At 52.6% G+C, this 12,454-nt stretch carries 9 protein-coding genes; all 9 read left to right on the plus strand.

The features are described from left to right. Positions 1 to 21 precede the first annotated feature (21 nt). The 9 genes from PBOR_RS04665 to PBOR_RS04705 all read left to right on the plus strand — a co-directional run bounded on the left by PBOR_RS04665 (position 22) and on the right by PBOR_RS04705 (position 12,447). Positions 22 to 2,904, plus strand: coding sequence for an extracellular solute-binding protein (locus PBOR_RS04665; protein WP_052429783.1), 2,883 nt, complete (start codon positions 22 to 24; stop codon positions 2,902 to 2,904). Between the two features lie 54 nt (positions 2,905 to 2,958). Then, the gene (locus PBOR_RS04670) at positions 2,959 to 3,831 is read left to right on the plus strand and encodes a carbohydrate ABC transporter permease (RefSeq protein ID WP_081972322.1); all 873 of its coding nucleotides are present in this window, start codon (positions 2,959 to 2,961) and stop codon (positions 3,829 to 3,831) included. Positions 3,832 to 3,887: 56 nt separating this feature from the next. Beyond that, positions 3,888 to 4,736: a carbohydrate ABC transporter permease gene (locus PBOR_RS04675; RefSeq protein WP_245648035.1), complete on the plus strand. Its 849-nt coding sequence runs from the start codon at positions 3,888 to 3,890 to the stop codon at positions 4,734 to 4,736. Positions 4,737 to 4,749: 13 nt separating this feature from the next. Next, positions 4,750 to 6,258, plus strand: a complete 1,509-nt coding sequence (locus PBOR_RS04680; protein ID WP_099052439.1) for an NHL repeat-containing protein — start codon at positions 4,750 to 4,752, stop codon at positions 6,256 to 6,258. Then, positions 6,239 to 6,859: a YIP1 family protein gene (locus tag PBOR_RS04685; protein WP_042210697.1), complete on the plus strand. Its 621-nt coding sequence runs from the start codon at positions 6,239 to 6,241 to the stop codon at positions 6,857 to 6,859. The genes PBOR_RS04680 and PBOR_RS04685 overlap by 20 nt, the downstream gene beginning before the upstream one ends. 14 nt (positions 6,860 to 6,873) lie before the next feature. After that, positions 6,874 to 9,453 carry a DUF5696 domain-containing protein gene (locus PBOR_RS04690; protein WP_042210698.1) on the plus strand — a complete coding sequence of 860 codons (2,580 nt, stop codon included), beginning with the start codon at positions 6,874 to 6,876 and terminating at the stop codon, positions 9,451 to 9,453. After that, positions 9,450 to 10,349, plus strand: coding sequence for a carbohydrate ABC transporter permease (locus tag PBOR_RS04695; RefSeq protein WP_042210699.1), 900 nt, complete (start codon positions 9,450 to 9,452; stop codon positions 10,347 to 10,349). The genes PBOR_RS04690 and PBOR_RS04695 overlap by 4 nt, the downstream gene beginning before the upstream one ends. Before the next feature lie 96 nt (positions 10,350 to 10,445). Continuing rightward, a complete protein-coding gene (locus PBOR_RS04700) occupies positions 10,446 to 11,393 on the plus strand; it encodes a carbohydrate ABC transporter permease (RefSeq protein ID WP_425415514.1) in 948 nt (315 codons plus the stop codon). Between the two features lie 16 nt (positions 11,394 to 11,409). Next, a complete protein-coding gene (locus PBOR_RS04705) occupies positions 11,410 to 12,447 on the plus strand; it encodes a glycosyl hydrolase (protein ID WP_245648036.1) in 1,038 nt (345 codons plus the stop codon). Positions 12,448 to 12,454: the final 7 nt, after the last annotated feature.

Below are 12,454 nucleotides of genomic sequence, written 5' to 3' on the forward strand. Positions count from 1 at the left end.
TCCAAAATAGCCAAGAATATAATGCTTGCTGTGATTGGCTTGTTGATCATGCTTCCGGCAGGCTTGAATGTACAGGCGGAGACAACTACGCAGGCTGTGGCCGCAAATGAGCAGGCTCCCGGCGAACCCATAGAGATTGCCGCTAATCAAGAGAATAAATACGTTGCCTATCTGGCTGAACATAAGGACGCTCCCAGACCTGATCAGGAGATTATTCTGGAGGCGGCTGACTATAGCCGTGTAGAAGGAGGCGGCTTCGAGAAGTGGTCCGATTACGAAGGCATGGCCGGTGAAGCGCTGTTAACCGGGGAAACCGGCAAGGCGGAGTGGACTGTTCATGTCCGGGAATCGGGCTTCTATAACCTGTCGATGCTGTACTATCCCATCGAAGGGAAAAGTTCGGCTATTGAGCGCGCCTTCTATATTGACGGGAAGCTCCCATTCAAGGAGGCGGCGTTCCTGCAGTTTGACCGGATTTGGGATAATCAGTCGGATCAGCTGACCCAGGACAACCAGGGCAATGACTTGCGGCCAAGACAGGTGGAACGGCCGGTCTGGAGCGAGAAGGCTTTTCAGGACTCCGATGGCTATGAGAATGAGCCGTTTTTATTTTATTTCAGCGCCGGCACACATACGTTAACCCTGGAATCTTCACGGGAACCTGTACTGATTAAGCGGCTGAAGCTATTCAAACAGAGTGCGCCGCTGCCGTACGCAGAAGTGAAGAAAGCGTGGGACTCCGAAGGCATTAAGCCTGTAAACGGCCAGCTTCTGACGATTCAGGGAGAAGATGCGACGGCGAAATCCTCCCCGACGTTGTACCCGCTGAATGAGCGTTCGAGCCCGGCAGTGACTCCATACAGTTCTTCCGTAATCAAGATCAACACCATAGGCGGGCTGAATTGGCGTATACCGGGGCAGTGGATCGAATGGGAAGTGGATGTGCCAGAGACCGGATTCTATAAGCTGGCCTTCAAGACACAGCAGAATTATGTACGGGGAATCTATTCTACCCGGAAGCTGACCATCGATGGTGCCGTTCCGTTTGCGGAAATGGCCAAGGTTCCTTTCCGGTATAAAAGCTCCTACCGGATGGATATCATGGGCGGCAACGAGCCCTATCTATACAAGCTCGAACAAGGAAAACATGTCGTAAGGCTTGAGGTTAGCCTTGGCGAGTTCGCCCCGCTCATCCGTGAGGTAGAGAACAGCCTGTACAATCTCAACTCCATGTACCGGAAGATTCTGATGATTACAGGTACGAAGCCTGATGAATACCGGGATTACCAGCTGGACCGGAAAATTCCGGGCCTCCTGGATGTGTTCGTTACTGAGCGTGATCGTCTGAAGGGAATTGCCGGGGAACTGGTCCGCTTATCCGGCCAGTCCAGTGACCAGGAGGCGCTGCTGAAGACGATGGCCGAGCAGCTGGACGAGATGATTGAGGATCCGGACACCATCCCCAAAAGACTTACCGCCTACAAGACGAATACCGGCGGACTCGGCACCTGGGTCCAGACGGCAAGAGAGCAGCCGCTTGAAGTGGACGCACTCTACATAGCTTCACCTGATGAGAAGTTCTCCAAGAAAGGGATGGGCTTCGGCGCGAAGCTGAAGCATGAGACCGCAGCCTTCTTCACTTCGTTCTTCACCGACTACAACCAGATCGGCAATGTGTCGGATGAGGATGACCAGAAGTCGGTAACGGTATGGATCGGCAGCGGACGGGATCAGGCGAATACGATGAAGGCGATGATTGATGAGACGTTCACCGCTGCCACCGGGATTAATGTCAATCTGAAGCTGGTCAACATGACCACGCTGCTTCCGGCGACCCTGGCCGGACAAGGGCCGGATGTGGCGATGCAGATCGGCAATGATCTGCCTGTTAACTTTGCGATGCGCAATGCGGCGGCAGACTTGACGCAGTTTGCGGATTTCGGGGAAGTGAGCACACGTTTCCGCGAGAGTGCGGTGCTGCCTTACCGGTATGACAGCGGGGTCTACGCCCTGCCTGAGACGCAGACCTTCAATATGCTCTTCTACCGCAAGGATATTCTGGAGGAGCTGGAGCTTGCGGTGCCGCAGACATGGGATGAGGTGTCCACACTGCTCGCAGTGCTCAGCAAGAATCATATGCAGTTTGGCCTGCCTGTAGTGGTCCAATCGGCAGTGCAGGGACAGAATATCCCGCCTAACTCGATGTTTGCCGCACTGTTGTTCCAGAATGGCGGGCAATTCTACCGGGATGGCGGCAAAGAGTCAGATCTCGATTCGCGCACCGGAATCGAAACCTTCAAGCAATGGAGCGAGTTCTATACCGATTACAAGCTGGAGAAGGAATATGACTTCGCCAACCGCTTCCGTACAGGTGAAATGCCGATCGGCATTGCAGATTATACGCTATACAATCAGCTGTCTGTCTTTGCACCGGAGATCAGGGGCATGTGGGGCTTCGTGCCGATCCCCGGAACTGTGAAGGAAGACGGCACGCTGGACCGGACGGTCTCCAGCGGAGGCAGTGCAGTCGTGATGCTGGATAAGGCGAAGGACAAGGAAGCTTCCTGGGAGTTCATGAAATGGTGGACGAGCGAACAGACGCAGACGGTGTTCGGGCGTGAAATGGAAGGCTTGATGGGCGCTGCCGCACGTTATCCGACGGCGAATATCAAAGCGCTGGACAGCTTGCCCTGGCCTATCGCCGATTATGAGAATTTGAAAGCCCAGTTCGAATGGGCGGAAGGGGTTCCTGAGGTTCCGGGCGGATATTTCACGGGCAGACATTTGTTTAATGCTTTTTACAAAACAGTAGTCGGCGGTGTGGAAGCCAGGGAATCCATTATGGATTATGTCCAGTATATTCAGGACGAAATCACCACCAAACGCAAAGAGTTTGGTCTATAGCGGTAAGGGGGAGAGTCAAGCGTGCAAACTTGGTGGAGCCTGAAATGGCAGCAGATGAGAGCGAATAAGCATTCGTACATTCTGATGGCGCCGTATATGCTGTTGTTCGCCGTATTTACGGTGCTGCCGGTATTGGTCTCGGTTGTGCTTAGCTTCACATACTTCAATATGCTGGAATTTCCGAAGTTCATTGGGTGGCAGAACTACACGCGTCTTTTTTTGGAGGATGATGTATTCCTGATTGCCCTGAAGAACACACTGCTGTTCGCAGTAATTACAGGTCCGATAAGCTATATCGCCTGTTTCGTGTTTGCCTGGATCATCAATGAGCTGTCTCCGAAGCTGAGAGCGGTAATGACGCTTGTGTTCTATGCACCGTCCATCTCGGGGAACGTGTACTTCATCTGGCTGATGATCTTCTCCGGAGACCGGTACGGGATCATGAACGGGCTGCTGCTGAAGTTCGGCTTCATTCTGGAGCCGATCCTGTGGCTGAAGACAGAAGGCTACATCATGCCGATCATCATCCTGGTCCAGCTATGGCTCAGTCTGGGGACGGGCTTCCTGACCTTTATTGCCGGCCTGCAGACCGTGGATGGAACCTTATACGAAGCGGGAGCCGTGGACGGAATCAAGAACCGCTGGCAGGAGCTGTGGTATATCACTTTGCCGTCTATGCGCCCGCAGCTGATGTTCGGTGCTGTCATTCAGATCACGACCGCGTTCGCCGTAGCTGACGTGTCGATTGCCCTGGCCGGGTTCCCGAGCGTGAACTACGCGGCGGAGACCATCGTAACGCATCTGATCGACTTCGGCACCACCAGATTCGAGATGGGCTACGCTTCAGCGATTGCTACTGTGTTGTTCTTCATTATGGTAGGTACCAACCTTGTGGTGCAGAAGCTTCTCAGAAAGGTGGGTGAATAGAAGTTATGAATACCCCCTTTCAAATAGGTTCCAAACGGTTAAACCGGCCTTTGCGGATGCCCAAGAAGCGGGTGAACCGCTCTGCATGGGGCACCTTCTCCTTATTTGCCCTGCTTACTGTATTCGGGGCCTTTATGATCCTGCCGCTGGTTTACGCGATTAATAATGCGTTCAAGCCGCTGGATGAAATCTTCATCTTCCCGCCGACCCTTTTTGTCCGGCATCCGACGATGAATAATTTTGTCGATCTGTTTAACCTGCTCGGGAATTCATGGGTTCCGTTCTCGCGCTACATTTTCAACACGGTGTTCATTACGGGTGCAGGGATTATCGGACATGTACTGCTGGCTTCGGCGGCAGCATATCCGCTGGCCAAACATCATTTTCCGGGCAAAAAAGCATTGTTCAGTATCGTTGTCCTCTCGCTGATGTTCACACCGGCGGTAACGGCCATGCCAAACTATATGATCATGTCCTGGCTGGGCCTCATCGATACGTACTGGGCTGTTATCATTCCGGCCTTTGCCTATTCACTGGGGCTCTACCTGATGAAGCAATTTATGGAGCAGATTCCCGATGTGCTGCTGGAAGCCGCCAAGATTGACGGGGCCAGCGAATACCGCATTTTCTGGTCGATCGTAATGCCGAATGTCAAGCCGGCCTGGCTGACACTCATCATTCTGTTGTTCCAGATTCTCTGGGGCAGCGACGGCAACGGGTTCATCTACAGCGAGCAGCTGAAATCGCTTCATTTTGCAGCTGGCCAGGTGGTTGCAGGGGGGATTGCCCGTTCCGGTCCGGCGGCAGCGGTGGCCCTCATTCTGATGAGCGTGCCGATCACGCTGTTTGTGTTCTCGCAGAGCCGGATTATAGAGACGATGGCAACTTCGGGAATGAAGGATTAAGGGGGGAACGCAGTTGATCGCAAAAAAATGGCTGCTGTCACTTATGGCGGCATCCCTGCTGATTGTGTACACAGCTCCCGAGCCGGCGTATGCGGAATCTGCGCCTTATGAGAGCTACAACTATAACTATTGGGAAGAAGCGGTGCCTGCTCCTGCTGCGTATATCCCTGAGCGTACCCTGACTGGCAAGGATCTCGGGGTAGGCGATTTCCGGGAACCCGGCGACATGGCCGTGGCGGCAAGCGGACTGATCTATATAGCCGACAGCGGCAACGGGCGGATTATTTGCCTGGACCCGGACTGGGAGGTCATTAAGGTCATTACCGGCTTCGATAATCAGGGCACGGAGGATTCATTCAAGAATCCGTCCGGATTGTACATTACTGAAGACGGCAATTTGTATGTTGCCGATACGGACAACGGGCGTGTGGTGATCCTGTCCCCGGAAGGGGAGTTGCTCGGCATGGTGGAGAAGCCTGCGTCTGATATTTTGCCGGCGGACTTCAAGTTTATTCCCGTGAAAGTGACTGTAGATCAGGCTGAACGCGTCTATGTCATCGCTAAAGGGATCTTCGAAGGAATCATGCAGTTTGATAAGAACGGTGAATTCATCGGCTACGTCGGCACGAACAAGGTGCAGCGTGACTATACCGAATATTTGTGGCGGCTGATCTCGACCAAAGCGCAGAAAGCGCAGATGGCGCTGTTTGTACCTACAGAATTCTCCAATATCGATGTGGATGCCAAGGGTTTCCTCTATGCGACGAATATAGATCCGGGCTCCAAGGAGCCGGTCAAACGGCTGAATCCCTCCGGGGAGGATGTGCTGAAGCGGTTCGGATATTTCGATATTAAGGGGGACATCAGATACCGCACGGCAGTTGGGCCTTCCAAGTTCACGGATATTAAAGTGCTGGCAAACGGGATGTACAGTGCTCTTGATGCCAATCAGGGCAAGGTGTTCACGTATAACGACGAAGGCGATCTTCTCTATGTCTACGGAGGGAAAGGCAACCAGACCGGGACCTTCAAAATACCGGTAGCGGTAGAGTTCTCCCAAGAGAACCAGCTCGTACTGGACCGGGGAAAAGGTAACATTGTCGTCTTCAAGCCGACCCGGTTCGGCACAAGCGTCAATGAGGCAGTGGGGTATCACTACAATGGTGAAGATTCGCTCGCTGTGCCGGTATGGAGGGAAGTCCTGAAGCTGAACTCCAACTACGATATCGCGTATATCGGCATCGGCAAATCCCTGCTGATGGACAAAAATAATAAAGAGGCGCTTAAATATTTCAAGCTCGGAATGGACCGCGACGGGTATTCGGTAGCCTTCAAACGGTACCGGAGGGAAGTCATGCAGGAGCATTTCGGAACCTTCCTGACAGCGGTAATGATCCTGGTGCTGGCTTGGCTGTCTTATAAGCTCTTCAGCTTCTGGAGAAGGAAGAGGCTGATAACCGCGTCCAGGCAGGCTTCGCCAAACCTTAAGGAGGGTAACGCCCATGAGGCAGGATTTCATTAAATTTCCGCTGCACCTCATTGTGCATCCGTTTGACAGCTTTTGGGATATGAAGTACGAAGGCAAAGGGAAGGTCCGGGTCGCGTTGACGATTCTGCTGCTGGTCGTGATTTCGATGATCTTGAAGGATCAGTTTGCGGGTTTCCTGGTGAATTATAACGACCCCCGGCATCTGAACAGCATCACGCAATTATTCACGGTTGTCTTTCCCTTCTTTCTGTGGTGCTTGTCCAACTGGGCGATTACGACACTGATGGACGGGGAAGGCAAATTCAAAGAAATCATGATGGCTACAGCCTATGCGCTAGTTCCGCTTGTAATCATTTATATTCCGATGATTGTGGCAAGCCGCTTCATGGCAGAGGAAGAAACAGCCTTCTATTATCTGATGATGTCAATATCCTCCATATGGTTTGTAGCGCTTCTGTTTGTCGGCATTATGACCGTCCATCAATACACCGTGCTTAAGACCGTAGTGACCATGCTGCTGACGGTTGCAGTAATGGGAATTGTAGTCTTCCTGGGAACGCTTGTGTTAAGCATGCTTCAGCAGATTATTGAATTCTTCATTAACATTTACCGGGAATTAATATTCCGTACGTAAAGGAGGCCGCACCTGTGAAAAATCGTAAAATGCTGGTCGCGGTGCTCGCCTGTGCCGCAGTCCTGCTGATCCTTGCCGGTTCAGCCTTAGTCTTCTCCTCACGCGGAGTGAAGGCCGTTGAAGCCTCGGCCTATATGGAAGTAACAGCTGAGCTGGAGGCCGGAACCGGGTTCGCCGCACTGCCGGATTCGTCCGGGGGCATTCCGGGCATGCAGCTTGCAGCAGATGAATCTGAGCTGTCCTTATACTTCAACCCTGAGACAACGGAAATCGCCGTGAAGGATAAACGTCATGGCCAGATCTGGTACAGCAATCCGGCGGGCCGCGGGCAGGATACCCTGGCTTCAGGATTCGAGAAGGAGCTGTTGTCCTCGCAGCTGAACGTACTGTTCCGCGACTCTATAGGTACACTTGAATCCTATACCAACTTCGCCCAGAGTATCAGCAGCAAACAATTCACTGCTGAGAGCCTTAAGAACGGGCTGCGGATTGTATATACGATTGGAGATACATCCATCGGGATTGATGCGCTGCCTAAGTTCATCAGCAAGACAAGAATGGAAGAGAAGGTCCAGGCCAATCTGGATGCGTCCAGCGCCAAATATGTAGGGCAGCGTTATTACCCGAAAGACGGCGATCCGGATGTTCTGGAGCGCATTGATGCCCAAGTCTCGAAGCCTCTGGTATTGAGCAAAATGACCGCAGCCTTCAATAAATCCGGTTATTCTGCGGAAGATCTGGCCTTCGATAATGCAGAGAACGGAGTGGAGGGCGGCTCGGGAACAAGCAAGCCAAACTTCATCATTCCGCTGGAATACCGGCTGGACGCAGGGTCACTCGTAGTAACCATCCCTGTAAATCAGGTCAAGGAGAGCGGCGAATATCAGATCCGCAGCCTGGAGCTGCTGAATATGTTCGGAGCAGCGGATCAGCAGAGCGACGGCTACATGTTCGTTCCGGACGGTTCCGGCAGCCTGATCTATCTGAATAACGGGAAGGTGAAGGAGGAGCAGTATGTACAGCGTGTATACGGCCCTGATCCGAATGATAACAGCTACAGACGCGGGCAGGTCAGCGAGAATGCCAGAATGCCGGTTTTTGGCCTGAAAACAGCAGATGCTGCATGGTTTGCCGTGATCGAGAAAGGTGATGCCATAGCCAGCATAGCCGCAGATATCAGCGGCAAGAAGAACTCGTATAACTTCATCCACAGCAGCTATACCCTGCGGGGGGAAGACGAGCTTGAGCTGTATACGGGGTCTACCATTCAGGAAATTCAGCTGTTAAATGAAGAGATTTACAAAGGTGATATAGAGGTCCGCTACAGCTTCCTGGGCAAAGATAAAGCCAATTATTCAGGCATGGCTGAGCTGTACCGGAATCAGCTGGCGGCCGAGAAGGTGCTGCAGCCTATGGAGACCGGACAGGATGTACCCTTGTATCTCGATATGCTGGGGGCTGTCGACAAGCAGAAGTCGTTCCTCGGCGTCCCTTACCGGTCCGAGATTGCCATGACCACCTTCGGGCAGGCGGCACAGGTTGCTGAACAATTGAAGCAGGATGGCATTGACCGGCTGCTTATGCGCTATACCGGCTGGTCTGCCAAAGGGGTGAATCACGCTACACCGGATAAGCTGAAGACGGAAAGTGTGCTCGGCAGCAAAGCGCAGCTTCTTGAATTATCAGAGAAGCTGGAACAGGCGGGAGGCATGTTGTTCCCGGATATCGCTTTCCAGAAGATTTATCACGATGACGGCGGCTTCACACCTTCCTCCGACGCCTCCCGGTTCGTGACCCGGGAAGAAGCGGAGCTCTATCCGTATAACCGGGCATTGAGCCGGATGGATATGACGCTTGGAAGCTACTATCTGTTGTCCCCGGCGAAACTGCCTTATTATGTGGACACGTTCATGAGTAAGTATAAAGCTTATGGGTTCAACGGCGTATCCTTGCGGGATCTCGGCAGTGTGCTCAGCTCGGATTTCCGGGTCAGCCGGGTCATTCAGCGGGAGACGGCCAAACAAATCGTAGAGGAGCAGCTGGGCAAGCTGGATCAGAGCATCGGCCAGACGATGATTGCAGGGGGCAATGCCTATGCGTGGCCTTACTCCGATCATCTGATCAATGTGCCAACCGCCTCCAGCGGCTTCGTGCTGACAGATGAAGAAATCCCGTTCTATGAAATGGTTGTCCATGGTTACATCAGCTATGCGGGGACGCCTATGAATCTGAACGATGAGCAGGATCTCAAGGTGCAGCTGCTCCGCTCTATTGAACTTGGGGCTGCGCCGCATTTCTCCTGGTCGTATGAGCCGTCCTCCAAGCTGAAATTCACTCATTTTGACGACATGTATGCCACAGGTTATCAGAATTGGTACGATCAGGCGGTTTCGTTGTACAAGGAAGTTAACAGGGTACTCTCCCCGGTACAGAATGCGCAAATCGTGAACCATATACGCCATCAGGAGGGTGTTGTGGAGGTGCAGTACAGCAACGGTATTTCGATATATGTGAATTACACAGACAAGCAAGTCTCCGTACACGGCTTCACCGTCGGAGCCGGACAATATGGGATAGAAGGTGGGCAGTCATGAGGGGGAGCAGGCTCAGCTTAAACCACAAGCGCTCTTGGCTGGGAGTCGCCTTTATTACGCCGTGGCTGCTTGGATTCGTGTTCATGTTCGCGACTCCGCTCATCCAGTCGGTTAAGTTCAGCTTCAGCAAATTAAATGTGGATCCGTCAGGCTTCACACTGGAATGGGTAGGCTGGTCTAATTTTAATAATGCATTGTTTGTAGATGCAACCTTCAACCGCGTACTCACCGAATCCGTCAGGGATATGGTGCTTAACGTTCCAATGATCCTGTTCTTCAGCCTGTTCTCGGCAACGCTGCTGAATCAGAAATTCCGGGGGAGAGTTCTGGCCCGTGCGATATTCTTCCTGCCGGTTATTCTGGCTTCGAATGCAATATCGGCGGCAGAAGCATCCGGACTGATCAACCTGGTGGGGGATGCCACGGCTGTGAATGAACTCGGTCAATCCGGCTCGCAGTACAACGTCATGGCGATGGTGATGATTCTGAGTGATATCGGGCTGCCGCTGTCGTTCGTGGATTACATTGTGGATGCTATCCTGCGGATTTATGAGATTATTACGAGCTCGGGTGTACAGATTCTAATCTTCTTGGCCGCGCTGCAGTCTGTGCCGGGGGCGATGTACGAGGTAGCGAAGATTGAAGGGGCGACCGCTTATGAATCCTTTTGGAAAATCACCTTCCCGCTGGTAAGCCCGCTCATCCTGACCAATGTGATTTACACCATTATCGACTCTTTCACGGGCAGCAAAGTGACGCAAATGATCTTCACCACTGCGTTCACCACCCAGAACTTCGGCCTCAGTGCGGCTATGTCTTGGATCTATACGCTGATTATCAGCATCGTGCTGATTGTCGTGGGATACTTCCTGTCCAAAAGAGTGCATTACAATTGATTAATCGCAAGGGAGGGTACGGCTATGCAAGCTCCTCAATCTGTTCATCCTGTTCAAACCGCTCATAGAGAGGCGAATCACCACAGAGTCCAGAAGGTGAAAGGTAAAACGGTTGATATACTGTATGCACTGTTCCGCTATGCGCTGGTCACCGGGATTTCCTTCATCATTATTTACCCGCTGATTATGAAGTTCTCGATCGCCTTCAAAGATAAAACGGACATCTATAATCCGACGATTTATATGATTCCTGTCCACTACACCATGGATAACATCAGAATGGCGATGCAGATTCTGGACTACTTCCCGCTGCTGGGGAATACGCTGCTCTTCGTCGTAGTGACAACGGTACTGACCACGGCTTCCTGCGCTTTGGCCGGTTACGGCTTTGCCCGGTTCAGCTTTCCGGGAAGCAACATCCTGTTTGCGCTCGTCATTCTTACCCTGCTTGTCCCTACCAGCACGCTGATGGTACCGATGTACCTGCATTTCCGAAGCTTTGACATTATGGGGATTATTCATTTGATTACAGGGAAAAGCGGCATTAATCTGCTTAATACGTATTGGCCCTCCATGATTACATCTGCTACAGCTATCGGACTCAAGGCGGGATTGTTCATCTATATTTTCCGCCAGTTCTTCAAGGGGATGCCGAAGGAGATTGAGGAAGCGGCGCTGATCGACGGTGCAGGCGGCGTGAAGACGTTCCTGCGGATCATGCTGCCCAATGCGGTCTCGCCGATGATTACGGTGATCCTGTTCTGCTTCGTCTGGCAGTATAACGATACCTTCTTCACCTCGCTGTTCATGAGCGAAATTGCACTTATGCCTACGAAGGTCAGCTCGCTGGCCGCGCAGGCCAATGCCCTGCTGCCGGGACTGCTGGGGGTAGGCGGGGGATCGGGTGTCAAGGCGGACCCCAATCATGTAGCGATGATTATCGATACCGGCATACTGCTGGCGATTCTCCCGTTGATTACCTTGTATGTGGTAGTGCAGCGGTACTTCGTAGAGAGTGTGGAACGCAGCGGAATTATCGGCTGATCTTATTCAGAGAGGAATGAAGAACATGCTTAAAGAGAAGGCATCCCAATATATAGTGGAGCCTAAGCTGGTGAACCCGCATGCAGATGCGGGTGCGCTTAGGCTAATGACCTATCTGTGCAGCATCTACGGGTCCCGCGTATTAACGGGACAGCAGATCGGAGTTGAATCGGCGCCCGAGCTTGATGTTCTGTACGAAGTGACAGGCAAATACCCGGCGGTCTACGGCTTAGACTTCATGAATTATTCGCCCTCCCGGACGGAGCGGGGGGCGCAGTGCAGCGACACCGATATTGCCATCGACTGGTGGCGGAGCGGCGGGATCGTAACCTTCTGCTGGCACTGGAACGCGCCTAAGGATCTGATTGATCTTCCGCCAGACAAGACCTGGGGCAGCGGCTTCTATACAAAGGCCACGACCTTTGATCTTGCGCAGGCGATGGATCATCCGGAGTCTGAGGAATATCAGCTGCTGCTGCGGGATATGGATGCCATCGCCCTGCAGCTGAAGCGGCTTCAGGCTGCTGGAGTCCCCGTATTGTGGAGACCGCTCCACGAGGCAGCGGGCGGCTGGTTCTGGTGGGGCGCACGCGGCGCCGATCCGTATATCCGGCTGTGGAAGCTGATGTTTGACCGCATGACCAATCTGCATAAGCTGAACAACCTGATCTGGGTATGGAACGGCCAGCACAGCGACTGGTATCCGGGTGATGAATATGTCGATATCATCGGGGAGGATCTGTATCCTTCGGCCAGAGACTATAGCTCGCAGAAGAAACATTTTCAGCGTGCAGGAAGCTATTCCGGCCAGAACAAAATCATTGCCTTATCGGAGAACGGAGTGCTTCCGGACCCGGACTCCATGCTGAAGGATCAGGCCCTGTGGGCTTGGAACTGCACCTGGTACGGTACCTTTGTCTATAAGACTGAAGAGGATGGCCGGCGAACCTACAGCAGTGCTTATACCGGAAGGGAGCACCTGATCAAGTATTATAATCATCCGCTTACGATAACGAAGGATGAGCTGCCAAATCTAAGGGACGAGAACGTATAGAATGATT

Origin of the sequence: Paenibacillus borealis (assembly GCF_000758665.1) — a bacterium.
In the GTDB taxonomy this organism is placed as follows: Bacteria; Bacillota; Bacilli; order Paenibacillales; family Paenibacillaceae; genus Paenibacillus_AQ; species Paenibacillus_AQ borealis.